Source organism: Congregibacter variabilis, assembly GCF_045689235.1.
Lineage (GTDB): Bacteria > Pseudomonadota > Gammaproteobacteria > Pseudomonadales > Halieaceae > Congregibacter > Congregibacter variabilis.
In genome coordinates, this window is record NZ_CP136864.1 from 712,827 (window position 1) to 730,432 (window position 17,606).

A 17,606-nucleotide genomic window follows, 5' to 3' on the forward strand; every position below is an offset into this window, starting at 1 on the left:
ATGACAGCAACCGATGAAGCAGGTGGGCCGCTTATCCTGGTGCAAAGTGCGCCCTACCTTGGCTCTCTGGCGCGGTCCTCTGTGGATCTTGCGTTGGCCTTTGCCGTATTTTCGCAAAGTCCCGTGCTGCTTTTTTCTGGTGACGCTGTGCTGTGCCTGAGAGCTGAACAGCACGCCGAAGCTGTGGGTCGAAAATCGCTTAGGAAAACCATCGACTCCCTACCCCTTTACGACATTGAGCGTGTATATGTTGACGAGTCGTCGCTAGAGCAACATGGCCTCAGCTCTGATGGCTTTCCTGCGTTTGCAGTGTGCGTAAACAGCGCGCAAGTACGAGCCCTGATCAATGAGGCAAGTCATGTCATTAGCCTCTGAGTCCACACTGCATTGCCTCTATGCGTCGCCCAACTCAGGCGCGGCGCTTCGCTTACTGGCACAGATAGCACCGAGGGAGCCGGTGTTATTGCTCTCCAAGGCTGTGCTTCTTGCGGACGCATCACATCCACAAGTACCCCGGTGGATAACTTCAGGGGCTGTGATTTACGCGCTGGACGAGGACCTGCAGGCCTATGCCGTGACTAATGTGCACGCAGCCATCACTCGAACAAGCTATGCAGACTGGGTTTTGCTGAGCGAGCGCTGCCCAACCCAGACCTTGTGGCGCTGAATCACTAATGCCCAACGCCCTGCTCCCCAAAGTCAACGATGAAGGTTTTCTGGTCAATTACCACGATTGGAACACCACGGTTGCGACGCAAATAGCGACGCAAGAATCCATTGCTTTGTCCCCCGCGCACTGGGAAATTATTGAGTTGCTTCGGGAGTATTACGTGACCTTCGATTCATCACCGGCCATGCGTGCTTTGGTGAAATTCTGCAAATTGCGGCTTGGGGATGAAAAAGGCCGCAGTATTTACTTACTGAAGCTATTTCCTGGCTCCCCGGCGAAAATCGCGAGTAAGATTGCCGGCCTCCCAAAACCCGCGAATTGTCTATGAACTTGCTGCCCTGGCAGACCTCCCCGGAAAACTACGCGGAGCTATTTGCGCAAAAATGCGCGCGGGTCGAAAACGACATGCTTTCGGTCTCGCTGCCTGCTGCGCAATGTTTTAGTTCACCACCGGAGTCCTATCGGGTTCGAGCGGAATTTCGTATCTGGCATGATGAAGAAGACCTCAACTATGTGATGTTTGACCCGGCGAGCCCCCGCACTCCGGTCACAATCACCGAATTTGCCCCTGCGCTTACGCCCATACGCCAGTTAATGCCGTCGCTACGGGATTATCTTAAATCTCGGCCGACACTGCGCAGAAAATTGTTTCAAGCGGAGTTCATGGCCAGCACTACCGGTGAGTTGCTTGTTACCTTGATCTACCACAGAGCATTAGACGATCAGTGGGAGGAAGATGGGACACTGCTTGCCAAGGAGTTTGGAGTATCGCTGGTTGGCCGTAGCCGCAAACAAAAGCGAGTGATCGGTACGGACTTTATTAACGACGAGTTTCTGGTGAATGATCGACGCTACCGCTACCGTCAATACGAGCAATCTTTTGTGCAGCCCAACGCGCCGGTCAATCAAAAGATGTTGAACTGGGCGTGGCAGCAATCAGCCGAATGCTCCGGGGACTTGCTAGAGCTGTATTGCGGAAACGGCAATTTCACGCTGCCCCTGGCGTCTCAGTACCCCAGCGTGATCGCCACTGAGCTGTCAAAGAGTGGCACGCGCGCCGCTTTAGAGAACCTTCGCGAGAACACCATTGAGAACGTCGAAGTCGTGCGTTTGAGTGCTGAGGAAGTCAGTCAGGCGATGGCCGGTGTTCGAGAGTTTCGACGTCTGGCGTCTCTCCCCAAGTCACTGAATGAGTATGATCTACGAACGGTGTTTGTGGATCCTCCGCGGGCGGGACTGGATTCGACGACTCTGGAGTGCGTCCGACAGTTTGAAACTATTATCTATGTGTCTTGTAACCCGGAGACACTCAAAGAAAACATCCACGCCTTGAAGGATACGCACAGCGCCGAAAGCTTTGCTCTATTCGATCAGTTCCCCTATACGCATCATATCGAAAGTGCTGTGATACTGCGGCGTGCGTAACTCGCGCTAACGCAAGCAAAACACTAGGCGTCTAGTGTTTTCTGGACAGCTCGGCGACGCGCTTGGTCAGTAGATCGTCAACACGCTCTATGTCGGTCGCTGCGATTTCCTGATAAGCCAGTTTCAACTCGCGACATACTTCCCGGGTGCGTAAGCGCCTCGACAACGCAGATGTCGGTACATCGCGCTCCCAACATTCGATGTATAACCCCACAGCCGGCACGTAGAAATCCGCCGTAAGCGGCTCTTCAACTGGCAAGCTTCGATCTCGAGCGTGCGCCAGCTGCGCCTCGTAAAGCCAATCGCAAACCCTGAGTTGTAACAGGCTATCCACCGCATGCCCATCAAGACCGCAGCGCGCATGAACTGTTTCCCTTGGAACTTGTAGCGGCTCATTCGCCGGTGTCGCAAAAAGATCTGGAGCAATGGCACCAGAATCCAGATCGGGTTTTGGGTCCGTGGACGCGGCCGTGGCTATTGGGCTCTCACTGGAAAAGCCATCTGAGACCAGCCGATTAAGTTCGCGGTGAATCACAGGGTTATCCACGATCTCATGAGGCCAGCTAATCAACAGCAAGCCATTGTCTTCGTCATGCTCTTGTCGCCCGCCAAAATGCTCCCCCAGACTTGTCAACTCCAAGCCACGCCGAGTAATGCTCAACATGCCCAGCTCTGCAAAATTGCGGTTGATCTGGCGTACACCAAGATGTGGATAGTAACGGCGCATTCCGCCGGGTGTGATTCGCTGATTCGTCTCAATAGCACTAAGCAATGGATGCTCCAGCAAAGAGTCGGGCCAGACTATGTAGCGACCAAAACGCTGGCTTTCCTGGTAGGAGCCACCCTGCAGCTCTCCCTTCCCCGTGAGCGCCCAACTCTTGCCGCGCCGATCAATCCAGCCGTAGTCGCGCAAGGTGACAAAAAGCTGCTGTATCGGCAGCTTTAAGCGCTTTGCCAGCGCGGACGTCGATAAACGATTGTCGTCAGAGCCAGTCATACCCTAGGCAGTCTTTGCATAGCGCGCGGCCAATGCACTGTAGAGCTGGCTTTCTGCATCCGCAGACGAGGTATCAATGTCTGACAGCAGTTCCATTAGGTGCTCATTGTCCTCGCGCCCACTCCACAACTTCCTATAGCTGCCATCCTTGTAGCCGTGATCCTGGCGAAAGAAGTTAAGTACGTTCTTGCCAAGGTACTGACGATATAAACCTGCAAAATCCAATGAGGACGCTGCCAGCAGGGAAGCGAAGGTAGTCACGCAAAATCGACTCTCTCCTGCCGCCACTGCCGCAAGAGCCTCGGACGCTTCCAGCACTCCAAGCGCCTTGGGTGTTTCAGGCCAAAGCGCCATGATCTCGACGGCAAGTTGCTCTGCATCAGCGCCCTGGCGAAAATAAGCGGACATCCCAAAGTGCCAGATATCAATAACCTCCAGTTGAACCTGCTCCAGATCGGGCTCCTGATGTTTCCACCACTTGTAGCCATGATGATCAACAAGCTCTGCACACTCCACCCAAATGGCTCTGTGCCAGGCAAAGTTCTGACTAATCCACTGCGGATGAACCCGAGTGTTCATGCGATCTTGCATACGCAACATCGTAGTGAGTGCCTCTTGCATAAATCTCCCTATTTGCTGTTACGACCAGCACAATAAAGTGGCTGATTTTAGCGCAGATTAGTCGCCAAGACTGACAGTAAACCTACCCCGTCGCATTCGATACTGTCACTTGGAAGCAATAGTCAGCTAGAGAGGCTACAACAGATCCAGTGATGTTCGTCCAGGCCCTGACGCCCAGGTCTCAATCGCAGCTTCGGCGATACCATTGATCTGTGCCAAAGCTATCGAGAGGGTCGGCGGCAATGACCTCGAAACACAGATCGCCAATTCTGCTCAGAGAACGCCACTGGCCACCAACAAAAGCCTCTGCTGGTTGCTCCTCTGGTACGGCTAAGGATAAGCCCCGAGGTCGCCTTTTAGCGTCTTTTATTGCTTGTGTTAACTGCGGGTCGAACACGGTTGCAGCGCGTTCCAAGGGCAGAGTGTCCACACTTGACGCGATTGCTTCTGGCAAGCTCAGGTCAAGCTTACGAGCAGCTCTTTTTTGGACCGGGCGCACAGCACGTTCCGCATAATCAGCAGATCTGTTCATAGTTTTAAGCTGAGACGGGATCTGTGGAGACGCTAGTTCAGCGGATTGCGTCTTCTGTTCCACAGCTTCACCTGAGGATGCCGAGCGCGCAGATGGTGTTTGTGGCATCAACTTAAAATGGTGTCTTACGGACTCCAGGCGCGCAGCTGAAGTCGAGCCGCCTTTATCCCAGCGCTCCCAAAGGAACATCAGCAGTATGAGATGTATCAGCACAGACAGCACGAGGGGCCAAACTACCGGGGACCACGCCCAGCGGTTCAGACCTGTTGAGTCCAGGGAGTCGTAAAGCAATGTGTTCACAGTGACCTTGGACCCAGCAAACCCGCCGATCGTTCCCTTGGGCCTGAATAACTCGCCGAATAGGGCGACACTGATACCGGGCCCACCGCAAGCTGCCAGTGAGTTGAATGCATGAGCGGGATTAGGCGATACTAAGCGCCATTAATCGATCAGGACTTGATATGCAACTATCAACAGACTCTAGCGGACGCCTTTGTGCACTGGCACTTTTACTGTTTGTCACAGCCTGCTCCTCAACCGCCGACACAAGCAGTAATGTCACTGGTAGTACTGCAGGTGCCGTTGCGCAGACAGAAGAGGACCCCCTGATTTGTGAGACTATAATTCCATCGGGCACACGTATCGGGCACAAAGTGTGTATGAGGAAGTCTCAGAAAGATCGAATCCGAGAGAATTCACAGACCGTAACTATCGAAAATCAGCGGCGGTCGGTCATCGGGAGTCCCATAGGTAATTGAGCCCTTTGCTTGGCTCTAATGCCCTACGAATCCGTTTTACTGCTAGTGGTTCCTGCGCACAGGCTTAAAATGGTGCGGGTGGACGGACTTGAACCGTCAAGCCTGTTTAGGGCGGCGGATTTTAAGTCCGCTGTGTTTACCGATTTCACCACACCCGCATGGGGCTATATTGTACCCACTCTACTGAGTGTATGGGAACGCAAAACAGCCCTCGTCCGCACATAACTTCAAGTTTTTTCCGCACTGAGGACAGCCAGGCAGCCTCAGCAATCCAGGCGGTTTTTCGATATTAAGTGCTAAACTCAGTGCTCACCCTATATCGCCGTTGTGATGTCAAAGCCTCTTCGCTTATCGCTGATCGCTGCACTTTTTATACTGCTACCTTTGCTATCGGCACTACTGGCATTGTGGATATCACCACCACTCACGCTTCGCGTGATCGACCTTGCCGTGAGGCAGTTCACCCCTTACCAGTTGCAACTCACAAATCCGCGCCTCCACTGGTCGCCGTTTACTTTTCAGGCCGATCTGATGTTGGTTAACTATCGCGAGCAGCAGGGTCCTCCCCTGATCGCTTTGCAAGCGGTGGACCTAGACATGTCTGCCCGGGAGCTACTCCTGGGTAATATCAGTCGCGGGCATTTCAGTGCCAATAACGTGACTTACTACCTGGACGATGAGTCCAGCAACCAAGCGATCAATATCGAGGGACTCCTCGCCCCGATTTCTCGTCTACCCATGGAAATTTCGGTGAGCTCCCTTCACCTCATTTCCCGAACAGACAACATCTGGATCTTTCCACTCTATGGGCTTGCTGCCACGAGAAGCACAGAAGGAAGCTGGGACATCGCCGCGCACGCAGATGTCGCTCAACGCTCTGTATCCTTGGCCGCCAAGGCTGACTGGCAGATCTTGAACAGCCAAGCCCACCGATTGAATGTGAGCGCCATTATCTCGGGACTCACTGAAGACTCCGAACTGCGCGCCCAGGGATATGTCGATGCATCGGGGGCAGACCTTAGCTACGAGCTGGCTGTTGAAGGTCACTATGAGCGTGTGAGCGACTTTTTACGCGCACTTGATGCCGAGGCGTATCAATTCGGCGGCAACCTCACCATCCGGGGGACACTCAGTGGAGATCTCAATGGGTATGCATTGACGCTCGACGAACTCGGACTCAAAAAGCAAAGCGCTTTCGACTTTACGGCCTCTGGCACCATCGCTCGCCAAGGGAGCGATGAGGTGACCATGAACCTGCAGGCAAACGGGTTCGCCCGGCAGATGGATGGCCTCATACCCAGTGACGGGGTGCTCGCCGATCTACTCCTGCGCAGCGAGCTCGAACTCGAAGTTGCCGGCACTCTGGCCGCCCCACTATTAAAGCGAACTTCCCTCGTGCTTCATGGCGTTGGCCAGAGCCGTATCAGCCTCTCAAACCAGTCACAGACACTTCAACTAACAGAACTGTCGGCCCTTTCGCCCGAGCAAATCATGCACGCAGATCTTACCGGGACTGTCGGCGATCTGAGCGCGTTCCTGATGGCGAGTGGCGCCGACTTAGGTGGCGAGCTGATACAAAGCCAACTCAAGGGAGTCACGGGCAGGTTTACCGGCGAGGTCCACGGCACAGTCGATGATCTGCAGGTAGACCTGTCTAACATTGAGACGCTACATCCGCTGTACCGCTTAACGGGAACCACGAGTGTGCTCTGGCACGAGAAGTTATTATCTGCGCCGTTGATCGAGCTTACTCTCGCCCAGAGGCAGGGTCACGGGAGTATCGGCGCCAAGGGAACCATCGCAGAGCTTGCTACAGCCAAAGGGCTGGCTATGTATCTAACTCTGGATGAGTTTGAACTCGAACCGTTGCTTACACTGCTTGATGTGACCTCGCCACCCACTCTTGGCAGTGCTCAGGGCACTGCTCTGCTTACACGAGCCAGCGACACGCTGCGTCTGCGCGACGTGGATCTAAGCATTAAGCCAAGCTTGGATACGACGTTTGGTATCACCGGCAATGGAAGTCTGATTAATGATGAACTTAGCGCCGATCTAAACATCAGCCTTGAGCAATTAGGGACCGACACCTGGCACGCCAAAACGTCACTCTCGACGGTGCCTGAGACAATGCAGGCGCGTCTGCGTTTACGACCCAATTACGCCACGCTCCTGTCTGATATTCAGCTTGGTGACACAAAAATACAGGCCGTTGCGACGGCAGACATTGACCGCAATGCGGTAGATAGACTGTCCCTCGATCTGTACACAGCGCAGTTGCACCTGGACGATTTTAGAAGCACCCCAGCCAGCCCGGCCATTAGCGATGAGCCCTGGAGCATTCAAGCGCTCAACCAATCTCTACCCGCCTACCCCGTCCACTTTAGCCTGAGAAGCGGACAAGTCACTGGTCCCTTGAGCCTTCTACAAGACCTGAGTCTTGCGATCGACACGGAACCGGGTCGTATCACCCTAAAAGAACTCGACACACGTTACGCCGGTGGCGAATTGATGATGCGTGGCAATATCGACTACCGCCTTACTCCTACCGCCATCAGCCTCGCAGGTAGAGGGATTCGCGTACCTCTTGGCGCACTTACCGAAGACCTGGGTTTACAAGAGGATGTGAGTGGCGCTTTGAGTTTTCAGGGTGGTCTTGTGACCCGAGGTTCGAATGCCCCTGATTGGCGCGGCAACCTTCAGGGTCGCGTGTCCACAGCCCTTAACGATGTAACAGTCAGTGGCGCAGCCTACGACCTGTTGATGAGCAACCTCCTGGCCTGGCTAGTGAGAGGCGCCGGCGAAAAAACCACGACGTTTAGCTGCACCATGGCACAGTTTGATATTACTGCAGGCGTTGCTCGCAGTGACAGCATCTACATAGAAACTCCGCGCATGCTGGCCACGGGCAAGGCATCGATTGATCTTGCCCAAGACAAGCTCGACGTGCGCATCGAACCGCGCTCAAAGACGCGTGCGTTTCAGTTCCCCAGCGCTGTCCATATCAAGGGTCCAGTGAGCGACCCCCAGCTTCGTGTGTCGCCACTGCAGGCAAGCGCAGACCTTTCAGCACAGGCGCTGCTATTGCTTCCTAGCCTTACACTGAAACTGTTTGGTTTAGACGGCCCTGATAACCCCTACAGACCCTGCGAAACCGAGTCTCCCTAGGCATTACGACGCACATACAGCGTGCTACACTCGCCCGCTCCAAGCTAGGAACTCAACATAAAAATGGCGCAAGCTCGGGGCGAATTTTCTTCACGCTTTGGATTTATCATGGCCGCAGCCGGCAGTGCTGTGGGACTTGGGAATATCTGGGGCTTTCCAACTCAGGCCGCCAGTAACGGTGGCGCTGCGTTTCTTATCGTATACCTCATCCTGGCCTTCGTCCTTGCCTATCCCGCACTCATGGCCGAACTGGTGCTCGGGAGACACGCCCACGCCAATGCCGTCACCGCATTAAAGGGCACCAGTACCAGGCCCCTTTTGAGAAACATCGGCGCGACAGCGGGCATTGTCGGGTTCATCGTTGCGAGTTTAATTTTAAGTTTTTACGCTATCGTCGCGGGATGGATGATCGCGCACTGTCTTTCGTCACTCGCTGCGCTCGTGGGCGCCGACGACCTGGCAGGCTGGCTGGTAGGTTTCTCGCTCCCGCGTAACGTTTTGTTTATGACGCTATTTATGGGGCTAACTATTGCCATCATTTCAGCCGGGGTGCGCGATGGCATCGAGCGCTGGTCTAGCCGACTCATGCCGCTGCTGCTAATCACGCTGTTCTCCCTGGTGGCTTACGTTTTAACCCTTGACGGTGCAACTGAGGGTTTAAAGGTTTACCTCATGCCTGACTTTGAGAGTGCGTTTTCTCCCCAGCTCATAATCAAGGCCTTGGGTTCTGCATTTTTCTCTCTATCTTTGGGTGTCGGCACCATGTTGATCTATGGCTCCTACATAAGCGACAAAGAAAACCTTCCGGTCGCTGGCGGCCTGGTAACGGCAGTAGATATTGGCATCGCCGTACTCGCGGGTTTTTTGGTGCTCCCCGCAATGTATGTAGCGTTGAACAACGGCGTAGAAATCTTTGCCGCTGACGGAAGTCTGCTATCAGAGGACACGCTGATATTTACCGTTTTGCCAGAGTTGTTTTCCAATATGGGAATGGCGGGCGGCGTAGTGTCGCTGACTTTCTTTTTCCTGATGAGTATCGCCGCTCTCACCTCGTCCATATCCATGCTCGAAGTGCCGGTAGCCTACACCATCGAAAACCACGGGGTTGAGCGTCACAAAGCCGTACTGGTTATCGGGATACTCATTGCTCTGGTCAGCCTCGTGATCTTGCTTAACTTCGCTTCGTTATTTGGATTGGTGATCGCATTCACTACGCGCTACAGCCAGCCATTGTTAGGTTTTGTGTTCTGCATTTATGTGGGCTGGATCTGGCACCGAGACTCGGTGCTGGGCGAACTTAAGAAGGGAGCTCCCGATATAGCCCATGGACTGTTCTGGAAGATTTGGCCATGGCATCTGCGTCTTGTGTGCCCCGCAATCATCCTGCTGATTTTCGTGCAGTCTTTACGCTAACAACTTTGACCTCTGTGTAGGCAGCAAATCGTGCACCGCTTCATCGTATTGTTCTCGGCAATTCTTCTTGGGCTGTTTACGCTGGAACTACTTGGCCCGATACAGGCTGCCGTGATCCAGCCCTTCACCGGTTGGCTCGCTGATATCAGCGCCGCCATCATCATTCCGTTTGACGAAAACGTGTATGCCAGCGGGCGTGTTATCAGTCACACACAAACAGGATTCGCGGTGTCCATAGAGGCCGGTTGTAACGGCGTAGAAGCAGCCATAGTCCTCATCGCAGGCGTTCTGGCGTTTCCTGCGCACTGGCGTCGAAAACTTGTGGCGATCACCCTTGGATTTCTCGCTATTCAGGTGATGAACATCGCCAGAATCATCAGCCTGTTTTATCTTGGCCAATGGAACATGGACGCTTTTACCTGGACCCACCTCTATTTGTGGCCTGTGCTCATCATGCTTGATGTGCTCGTCGTGTTCATGCTCTATCTGCGCTATCTATCCCAGAATCCGACGGCCGAGACATGATTGACTGGCTGGGCAATCGCCCTTTGCTGCGGTTCACGCTAACGGTGTTCGCTCTTTTGCCCGTTTGTTTCTTAATCTGGTATTACCTCGGTAACTTCATCGCCGCTCCCGCGGTAGTGCTCATAGAGCCTGTGTTGCTTGGATGGTTAGGCGATACCATTGCCAGCGTGGGCCTGCGCGGCACAGACATGCTGGTGATGACTCATTATGGCGAAACCGGTGGCCTGATCATGTCTCACACAGAAGCTGGCAACCAACTCGCCTATCCCGTCAACACAAGGACACTGTCCTACTCCATACCCTTTTTTACGGCCCTGCACATTGCCACCCCCATGCGTGCCAGCTGGGAACGGTTTGCATGGTGCCTGCTGGGATTGTGGTTACTTCTGGCGATTGGGCTCATCAGCACCACGCTGAAGGATCTGATGCTCGGTTTGGGCGCAGTGTTCATGGGTCACGAGGCAGTGCCACCAACCGATGCCATCGCCTTGCTCTACCAGTTTTCTACTCTGATGGTGCCGCCTTTGGCACCTGTGCTTTTGTGGGCCTACACCGCCAAGGACTCGCCGGCTTTCATCGGCTTGCTACCGGATTCTTTAAAACCCGCCCAAGACAAAGACAGCAATATCTGATCGCGCAGCAACCAGGGCTTGCCGCCGCAAGTCGCATAGTTGGTGCAATCCTTGGTACAGCCGCGGCACGGTAGCCTTGAGGTATCACCCGACATTGCTTAGTGCTCCTTTGTTTGTTGCCTGACGATTGAGCTCCGCCTGGAACTCGGCACCGCGTTCTTCCAATACTGCCTGTAACGCTTTCTCCATCAAATGCCTGGCCTGACCGGTGTAAGCATAAATACAGGAGTGCACCGCAGCATCGTGCCAATTATCGATAGAGCAGGACGCTGAATACTCCTCAAAACTCACCAGCGCGGTGATGAGGTCAGATATGTGCTTGGGACATTCACAATCGAGGGTGCTCTTCAGGTTGGCTGCCGCGGCCAGATCAGCAGCGTTGAACTGACGGTCTTTACCCGGCATCAAGTCACCAAGATTGCCTTCACCCACGTGTACCGCAGACTCCGCCACCCCTCGCGCTATTTCAAATGCTAACTTCCCGGCATCGGGCGGAAATTCCATGACAGCTATTTGAGCCTTCTCCAACTCCTCTAGCCAGTGGGCATTTCCAAAGCGGTACGCGACGATAATACGGGAGGCTACTCCAGCCTTTTGGAACTGTTGCAGCTTCGCGACCTGTGCACTTCCCAAGGAGCTACACTCGACCACCAACACATCGTTAACTTCTAATGTGTCGAAGGCTTGCTCGTCCATGTCTGCCAGCTCGGTACGCGCAAGATGCGCACTTACATTACTGACACAGCCCTGGTGCTTGTCCAGCCAGTCGCACAAAGCAACACCAAGAAAGACAGCTCGAGGTTTTGCCGGGGTATCGCTACCACGGTTTCGCAGGCCTCTTTGACGCAATAGCATTTCCAGCGTCTTTCGCTCGGACTTTGCTATCTCGCCGATGCGCGCACCATCACCCACGAGCGACGCGATCAGCTGCAGATGCTCGAGATCCGACTGCGTGTACTGTCGACGTCCTGTTGGCGATTTGTGGCTTGCGCCCAATCCGTAGCGACGCTCCCATACCCGCAAGGTGTCGGGCTTGAGGCCCGTGAGGCGAGCAACTGTGCCAATACCGTAAAGGGGACGAGGTTCAAACAAGGCAGCATTCATAGGTCAGTCTCATGTGGTTTCAGTGTAGTTACGCGACAAAAGCTGTACTAGATCTAGGGATCAACCCCCTATGTCTATATTTTGTCGCAGCAATACCCGGACAAATGTCCAATTAGGCTATCCAATTCACGACAAGCTCCCGTATACCTATACAACAAGTTATAGAGGTGGACGAAGTGGAATCGCTTGCAGTAGAAACCGAAGATCGTGATCTTGAACGCCTGTTCTCTGAGGCCCGTCGTTATCCGCTCCTGACAGGAGAACAGGAAAAGTCCATTGATGGCGACAAATGGGTCGCCGTCAGGGAGCTCCAGCGCCTTTTGACCCGCGATGCAGCAGCGTTACATTACCTGCGTGCGTGGAGCAGAAATACGGCGCTGACTCCACTGGACATCGCCTACTTCGTAAACCGGGAGCATCACTTCATTTTGCGGCGAGAGCTGGCCAGCTACATGGCTGACGGCAAGCAGGCCGATCGCATGGAAGCTCTGCATAGCGCACTGCAGAAAAAACGCGCTGTGCGGACCCTGGATCAGAGAATGGAAGAGTTGGAGCTGCCGGCGAGTCTCGCCGTCGGGCTTGCTGTAGTGGTTTTGCGACTTGATGGTGTCAAGCTACAAGACAGCGTCGCCGACGCGCTGCAGCAGTGGTCTACGTATTGGTCACAGACCGAAAAGCGCCCGACGGAGCCTTTGGATCCGCAGATCCGCGGCGAGCTAATCGCCTATCTCGAGCGCTACTCCGATGCGCGGGATACGCTAACCATGCACAACCTGCGCCTTGTGTACTCGATTGCCGGACGCTATCGCGGTAAGGGCGTTAATTATCTGGATCTCATTCAGGAAGGCACCTTGGGCTTGATCCGCGCCGCAGAAAAGTACGACCACAGCAAGGGGTTTCGCTTTAGCACCTACTGTTTTAACTGGATAACCCAGGCTATTCGCCGTCATGTAGGCGATACCGGAGGTCTGATCCGTTATCCGACCCACGTGCAGGAGCAAGTCAACAAGCTCTATCGCTTGCGCATAACCGAAAAGCAGCGAACTGGAGAAGAGCCCGGGGATGCAGCGCTTGCCGAGGCCGCGGGATTGTCCCTGGAGAAGACGCGAGACCTGTTGCAGCTGCGTAACCTGGGTGTATCACTGGACGCTCCCCAGTACGATGATGAGGATGGAACACTGCTGGACACCATTAGCGGCGGACCTTTCGACACCTCAGAGTCAGAGGCCGAAACAGAGTCCCTTCACGACAGGCTGATTCTCGAGATGCAGGGACTGGATCAGGCGGAGCGCGAAGTGGTGATTGCTCGCTGGGGCCTGCACGACGGCCCGCCTCTTTCCCGCGCCGAAATCGCTGATCGTATGTCCGTGAGTCGTGAGTGGGTACGTCAGCTGGAAAGAGCAGCGCTGACCAAGCTCAGCGGCAACGAGCGCATCCGCGCAGCGTTTGCCGACTACATTGATGCGAGCAACTGAGCCATTGATGCAATGGCGTGGAGATCTAGCTGCTGGTCGATTCAATGCGCTCCAGCGCTAGGTCCAATCGGGGATATGAAAACTCAAAGCCTGCACTGCTCAAGCGAGCGGGCAACACCTTCTGGCCGGTAATGAGGAGCTCATCGGCCATTTCTCCTACCATTGCTCGCATCAAAAATCCGGGCATAGGGATCGCCAGCAGTGTGCGATGCACCTGGCGCATTGCCTGACAGAATTGCCGGCTTGTCACTGCCTCCGGGGCTGTCACATTTATGACGCCAGACAGATCCGGGCTCTGAAGAGCAAAACAGAATGCTGACACGACGTCGTCTCGGTGGACCCAGCTCAACCATTGCTGCCCATCACCTATCCAATTGGCCACGCCCATGCGAAAGGGCTGTGCCATCTGCGGGTACGCGCCACCGCCGGTATCGAGCACCACACCAAGACGCAGCAGAGACAGTCGAGCGCCTCCCGCTGCTTCGGTAGCGGCCAACTCCCACTCCCGGCACAGTCCCGCCGCAAAGCCCTTCCCCGGTGGCGAGCTCTCAGTGAGCTCTTCGTTCTTTTGTGGACCGTAGAAACCAATAGCACTCGCGTTGAGCCAAATCGACGGCGGGTTCGTGGTGCTTTGAAAGTACTCTCCCAATGCCCGCGTCAAATCTACACGACTGGCGATCATCTCTTGCTTATAGGCAGCGGTCCACCGCTTGCCGGCAAGCGACGCTCCTGCGAGGTTAATAACTGCATCGATGGTCGAACTCAGTGAGGGGAGTGTCTGTACGTATTCCACCCCCGGCAGTTGCTTTGGCGCTGATTGACGCGTCAGGACGCTGACATCATGCCCTCTTTGCAGCAGCGCGGGTATTAATGCCTCACCAATAAATCCCGTGCCGCCCGTAACCAGAATATTCATGAAGCCATCCCTAAAAGTGTCTGCGGATAGTTACCCTATCCGCTTCAATTTGGATCAAAAGTTAGACAGACGATCCGACCGTAGCCAACGCAACGTATAGTGCCACGATGGATAATCTTCTTCTTTGTGACCCGGATCGCAAGTGCCTCAATGAGATTGCCGAGGCCTTACCGGCATTGGTACTCACTGGCGCCGGAGTTAGCGTGGCTACAGGGATACCCACTTACCGGAATGAGGCTGGCACCTGGCTGCGCAGTGACCCCATCACCCATCAGGAATTCCTCAAGGATCCAAGGCAACGCCAGCGCTATTGGGGGCGATCTCTCCTGGGCTGGCCCGCCGTGCGTGACGCCCGGCCCGCCACCGCGCATCGAATTCTGGCACAGATGGAAGCCATTGGCGCTATCACCCACATTGTCACTCAAAACGTAGACCGGCTGCATCAGCGTGCTGGAAGCGCAAAGGTGACTGACCTTCATGGCCGCCTCGACCGTGCAGTGTGCCTTGACTGCAAAACCTTTATCAGCCGGGATCAGCTCCAGAGTGATCTTTTGCGCCTCAACCCCGGGATTACCCGAACTACGGTTTCAGCAAGACCGGACGGTGATGCAGACCTGGCTGACGGCATTGTTGACAGCGTCACGGTTCCCTGCTGTAAGCAATGCAAGGGAACATTGATGCCAGACGTCGTGTTCTTTGGAGGGAGTATCCCTAATGAGAGAGTTCTCGAGGGTAAGCTCGCTTTGGAGCGAGCGCGCTGCCTGCTGGTTGTTGGTAGCTCACTGCAGGTTTATTCCGGCTATCGTTTTTGCAAGTGGGCGCGGGACAGTAACAAACCCATCTTTCTCATCAATCCGGGTCTAACTCGTGCAGATGACATGGCAACCAAGTGGCGCATCGATGCCGATTCTGGCTTACAAGCCATATTTGAACGCTATTGTGAGCACCGCAAGGAACAAAACCTTAAAGAGCAAGGAATCAATTCAGCATGACCGACACCGTCGTTTTATGGTTTCGACAAGACCTCAGGATTCATGACCTCCCGGCATTACACGCAGCCAGTAAAGACGGCCGCCAGATATTACCGATTTATATCCTGGATGAAGACGCGCCCGGGGACTGGAAAATTGGCGGCGCCAGTCGCTGGTGGTTACACCACAGCCTCACTGCGCTTGCCACTGACATTGAGTCACTGGGCGGCAAATTAATTTTCCGTAGGGGCAATAGCCTGTCAATCCTCCGCGAACTTTGTGAGGCGAACAACGCAGAGGCTATTTACTGCAGTCGGCGCTACGAGCCCTGGGCGGCGAAAGAAGAAAACACACTACACGAATCTTTCAAAAACGATGAGATAACGTTCAAGCGTTTCCCCGGCGCACTACTGCACGAACCCGGGACTGTGATGACCCAGGGTGGCGGCCCGTTCAAGGTGTTTACGCCTTTTTGGCGCGCCTGTCGTAAAAATGAGACTCCCCGTCCTATCGAAAAAACCGCTGCTAATTGGTCCGACTGCAGTGCCAGTGATGTCCTGGACGACTGGGAACTGCTTCCGAGGAATCCTGATTGGGCCGCACAGTGGAGCGAGTATTGGAAGCCCGGCGAAACTGGCGCCCGGGAACGTTTACACGCATTTCTTGATGACACGGTGTCGCGATATGCCGATGAACGAGATCTGCCAGCGGTAGATGCAACATCACGTATGTCGGCACACCTGCATCATGGCGAAATTTCTCCGCGTCAGATTTGGGCAATGTGCGAACAAAAAAGGCTGGAGCTACCCCATAGTGACACTGCCATCAACAAGTTTCAGGCAGAGCTTGGCTGGCGAGAGTTTTCCTATCACCTACTGCACTTTTTCCCTCACATACCCGAAAGCCCTTTTAAAGAAAATTTCGCACAATTCCCCTGGCAAGCCAACGAGACCTATCTGCAGGCCTGGCAGCAAGGACAAACCGGCTACCCCATCGTCGACGCAGGCATGCGTGAGCTTTGGGCCACAGGCATCATGCACAATCGCGTGCGCATGGTTGTCGCATCATTTCTTTGTAAGCACTTGTTACAACATTGGCGCTCGGGTGAGGACTGGTTTTGGGACACCCTGGTCGATGCTGACTTAGCCAGCAATGGCTGTAGCTGGCAATGGGTAGCTGGCAGTGGCGCCGACGCTGCGCCCTACTTTCGTATATTCAACCCTGTGACTCAGGGCGAAAAGTTCGACAAGCAGGGAGAGTACGTACGTCGCTGGGTTCCAGAGATTTCGGACTTGCCCAACAAATACCTGCACAAACCCTGGGAGGCTCCCGACGATATTCTCGAGCAAGCCGGTATTGTCCTTGGCCAACAGTACCCTGCACCGATCGTCGACCACCGCGAGGCACGCCAAGCCGCACTGGATGCCTACGAGCACATAAGACTCTCAAGCGCCACGACGGCGCAGGCGAATTAACTCAGCGACAATTGACACGGCAATTTCTGGCGGTGTTTTGCTGCCGATATCGAGGCCCACGGGAGCATGCAGACGTTCAATACAGTCAGCGGGTACTCCCAATGCGCTTAAACGCTCTTTGCGCTGAAGAGTGGTGCGCACAGAGCCCAGCGCTCCTACGTACCAGGCTTTGGACTCCAGAGCCTCCATGAGCGCCATATCGTCAATACGAGGATCATGGGTCAGGGTAATCACCACCGACTCGGGATCGTCGGCGTGCGCACGCACTGCGTCATCGGGCATATCAGATAAAAGCGGCAGTACAGGTCCCCGCCAACTAGCGCGGGCGTCCGCTCTGGGATCGCAGACCAGAACATCGTAATCAAGACCCAATGCGAGTTCGGCAACACTTGCGGCCAGCTGACCTGCGCCGATGAGTAGCATTCGCTGCCTAGGCCCAAAACACTGAGAAAGGCGTGCTTCGGCAAACTCGAGTTCACCATAGGCTCCTCCTCTGTTCACAGTGGTATCACCCGATTTGCGGTCAACAAAGCGCTCAGCGACCTGCCGTGAATCTAGCGCATTGCGCACCGACTCCAGCCAGGGCAGATCTCTATCCGCATGCAAGAATTGCAAAAAGACCGTGAGATGGCCGCCGCAGGGCAAACCCAGGCGAGCGTTTTCCTCCGCCGACACGCCGTATTGCAGTACTTCAGGCGAGTCTTGCGAGAATTCACCCTTAACAATGCTGGCAAGCAGCTCCTCTTCGACGCAGCCACCAGAGAGTGAGCCCACCTGCGATTGTGGTGGTAGAAACAACGCCAAAGAACCCGGTGGTCGAGGGGAAGATCCGTGGACTGCAACAACGGTTGCGAGCCAGCACTCCTGGCCGCCCCGCAAGGCATCGAGCGCTGCACTTAGAACCGCATCGTCTTGTGTCTGCATACC

At 54.8% G+C, this 17,606-nt stretch carries 16 protein-coding genes and 1 tRNA gene; 11 read left to right on the forward strand and 6 right to left on the reverse strand.

The window, feature by feature from the left end; genetic code table 11:
* From R0135_RS03220 to trmA, 4 genes are read left to right on the forward strand one after another with little or no spacing between them, the layout of a single operon-like run.
* Complete coding sequence (locus R0135_RS03220; protein WP_407348821.1) at positions 1 to 375, forward strand: DsrE family protein; 375 nt, start codon at positions 1 to 3, stop codon at positions 373 to 375.
* A complete protein-coding gene (locus tag R0135_RS03225; protein WP_407348822.1) occupies positions 359 to 667 on the forward strand; it encodes a DsrH/TusB family sulfur metabolism protein in 309 nt (102 codons plus the stop codon). Before R0135_RS03220 ends, R0135_RS03225 begins: the two co-directional genes overlap by 17 nt.
* Positions 668 to 674: 7 nt before the next feature.
* Positions 675 to 998, forward strand: a complete 324-nt coding sequence (locus R0135_RS03230; RefSeq protein ID WP_407348823.1) for a TusE/DsrC/DsvC family sulfur relay protein — start codon at positions 675 to 677, stop codon at positions 996 to 998.
* Complete coding sequence (trmA, locus tag R0135_RS03235) at positions 995 to 2,095, forward strand: tRNA (uridine(54)-C5)-methyltransferase TrmA (protein ID WP_407348824.1); 1,101 nt, start codon at positions 995 to 997, stop codon at positions 2,093 to 2,095. Before R0135_RS03230 ends, trmA begins: the two co-directional genes overlap by 4 nt.
* Positions 2,096 to 2,126: 31 nt before the next feature.
* On the opposite strand, the gene R0135_RS03240 is transcribed toward trmA, so the two are convergent.
* From R0135_RS03240 to R0135_RS03250, 3 genes are all read right to left on the reverse strand, one after another.
* Positions 2,127 to 3,092 carry a hypothetical protein gene (locus R0135_RS03240; protein ID WP_407348825.1) on the reverse strand — a complete coding sequence of 322 codons (966 nt, stop codon included), beginning with the start codon at positions 3,090 to 3,092 and terminating at the stop codon, positions 2,127 to 2,129.
* 3 nt (positions 3,093 to 3,095) lie between these two features.
* Complete coding sequence (locus tag R0135_RS03245) at positions 3,096 to 3,713, reverse strand: dUTP diphosphatase (protein WP_407348826.1); 618 nt, start codon at positions 3,711 to 3,713, stop codon at positions 3,096 to 3,098.
* A gap of 1,360 nt (positions 3,714 to 5,073) precedes the next feature.
* Positions 5,074 to 5,161: transfer RNA gene (locus tag R0135_RS03250), tRNA-Leu, on the reverse strand.
* A 172-nt stretch (positions 5,162 to 5,333) separates the two neighbouring features.
* Here R0135_RS03250 and R0135_RS03255 point away from each other — a divergent pair.
* The 4 genes from R0135_RS03255 (at position 5,334) to R0135_RS03270 (ending at position 10,738) form a co-directional block, all read left to right on the forward strand.
* Complete coding sequence (locus R0135_RS03255) at positions 5,334 to 8,168, forward strand: AsmA-like C-terminal region-containing protein (RefSeq protein WP_407348827.1); 2,835 nt, start codon at positions 5,334 to 5,336, stop codon at positions 8,166 to 8,168.
* A 63-nt stretch (positions 8,169 to 8,231) separates the two neighbouring features.
* Positions 8,232 to 9,581: a sodium-dependent transporter gene (locus R0135_RS03260; RefSeq protein WP_407348828.1), complete on the forward strand. Its 1,350-nt coding sequence runs from the start codon at positions 8,232 to 8,234 to the stop codon at positions 9,579 to 9,581.
* A 30-nt stretch (positions 9,582 to 9,611) separates the two neighbouring features.
* Positions 9,612 to 10,106 (forward strand): exosortase H, encoded by a 495-nt coding sequence (gene xrtH / locus R0135_RS03265; protein WP_407348829.1) that lies wholly within the window; start codon positions 9,612 to 9,614, stop codon positions 10,104 to 10,106.
* Positions 10,103 to 10,738 (forward strand): exosortase H-associated membrane protein, encoded by a 636-nt coding sequence (locus R0135_RS03270; RefSeq protein ID WP_407348830.1) that lies wholly within the window; start codon positions 10,103 to 10,105, stop codon positions 10,736 to 10,738. Before xrtH ends, R0135_RS03270 begins: the two co-directional genes overlap by 4 nt.
* Positions 10,739 to 10,822: 84 nt before the next feature.
* On the opposite strand, the gene R0135_RS03275 is transcribed toward R0135_RS03270, so the two are convergent.
* On the reverse strand, positions 10,823 to 11,842 hold the full coding sequence (locus R0135_RS03275) for a MerR family transcriptional regulator (RefSeq protein WP_407348831.1): 1,020 nt from the start codon (positions 11,840 to 11,842) through the stop codon (positions 10,823 to 10,825).
* 176 nt (positions 11,843 to 12,018) lie between these two features.
* Between R0135_RS03275 and R0135_RS03280 the strand changes: the two genes are divergently transcribed.
* Positions 12,019 to 13,317 carry an RNA polymerase sigma factor RpoD/SigA gene (locus R0135_RS03280; RefSeq protein ID WP_407348832.1) on the forward strand — a complete coding sequence of 433 codons (1,299 nt, stop codon included), beginning with the start codon at positions 12,019 to 12,021 and terminating at the stop codon, positions 13,315 to 13,317.
* Between the two features lie 25 nt (positions 13,318 to 13,342).
* On the opposite strand, the gene R0135_RS03285 is transcribed toward R0135_RS03280, so the two are convergent.
* A complete protein-coding gene (locus R0135_RS03285) occupies positions 13,343 to 14,233 on the reverse strand; it encodes a TIGR01777 family oxidoreductase (RefSeq protein WP_407348833.1) in 891 nt (296 codons plus the stop codon).
* Positions 14,234 to 14,340: 107 nt separating this feature from the next.
* Between R0135_RS03285 and R0135_RS03290 the strand changes: the two genes are divergently transcribed.
* Entirely contained in the window at positions 14,341 to 15,225 is an 885-nt protein-coding gene (locus R0135_RS03290; RefSeq protein WP_407348834.1) for an NAD-dependent protein deacetylase, read from the forward strand.
* Complete coding sequence (locus R0135_RS03295; RefSeq protein ID WP_407348835.1) at positions 15,222 to 16,679, forward strand: cryptochrome/photolyase family protein; 1,458 nt, start codon at positions 15,222 to 15,224, stop codon at positions 16,677 to 16,679. The genes R0135_RS03290 and R0135_RS03295 overlap by 4 nt, the downstream gene beginning before the upstream one ends.
* On the opposite strand, the gene R0135_RS03300 is transcribed toward R0135_RS03295, so the two are convergent.
* Positions 16,650 to 17,603: an XdhC family protein gene (locus R0135_RS03300; RefSeq protein WP_407348836.1), complete on the reverse strand. Its 954-nt coding sequence runs from the start codon at positions 17,601 to 17,603 to the stop codon at positions 16,650 to 16,652. The genes R0135_RS03295 and R0135_RS03300 overlap by 30 nt on opposite strands.
* Positions 17,604 to 17,606: the final 3 nt, after the last annotated feature.

Coding starts and splice junctions, on each gene's coding strand:
- R0135_RS03220 (WP_407348821.1), top strand. CDS start 1: ATGACAGCAACCGATGAAGCAGGTGGGCCGCTTATCCTGGTGCAAAGT.
- R0135_RS03225 (WP_407348822.1), top strand. CDS start 359: ATGTCATTAGCCTCTGAGTCCACACTGCATTGCCTCTATGCGTCGCCC.
- R0135_RS03230 (WP_407348823.1), top strand. CDS start 675: ATGCCCAACGCCCTGCTCCCCAAAGTCAACGATGAAGGTTTTCTGGTC.
- trmA (WP_407348824.1), top strand. CDS start 995: ATGAACTTGCTGCCCTGGCAGACCTCCCCGGAAAACTACGCGGAGCTA.
- R0135_RS03240 (WP_407348825.1), bottom strand. CDS start 3,092: ATGACTGGCTCTGACGACAATCGTTTATCGACGTCCGCGCTGGCAAAG.
- R0135_RS03245 (WP_407348826.1), bottom strand. CDS start 3,713: ATGCAAGAGGCACTCACTACGATGTTGCGTATGCAAGATCGCATGAAC.
- R0135_RS03255 (WP_407348827.1), top strand. CDS start 5,334: ATGTCAAAGCCTCTTCGCTTATCGCTGATCGCTGCACTTTTTATACTG.
- R0135_RS03260 (WP_407348828.1), top strand. CDS start 8,232: ATGGCGCAAGCTCGGGGCGAATTTTCTTCACGCTTTGGATTTATCATG.
- R0135_RS03270 (WP_407348830.1), top strand. CDS start 10,103: ATGATTGACTGGCTGGGCAATCGCCCTTTGCTGCGGTTCACGCTAACG.
- R0135_RS03275 (WP_407348831.1), bottom strand. CDS start 11,842: ATGAATGCTGCCTTGTTTGAACCTCGTCCCCTTTACGGTATTGGCACA.
- R0135_RS03285 (WP_407348833.1), bottom strand. CDS start 14,233: ATGAATATTCTGGTTACGGGCGGCACGGGATTTATTGGTGAGGCATTA.
- R0135_RS03290 (WP_407348834.1), top strand. CDS start 14,341: ATGGATAATCTTCTTCTTTGTGACCCGGATCGCAAGTGCCTCAATGAG.
- R0135_RS03295 (WP_407348835.1), top strand. CDS start 15,222: ATGACCGACACCGTCGTTTTATGGTTTCGACAAGACCTCAGGATTCAT.
- R0135_RS03300 (WP_407348836.1), bottom strand. CDS start 17,603: ATGCAGACACAAGACGATGCGGTTCTAAGTGCAGCGCTCGATGCCTTG.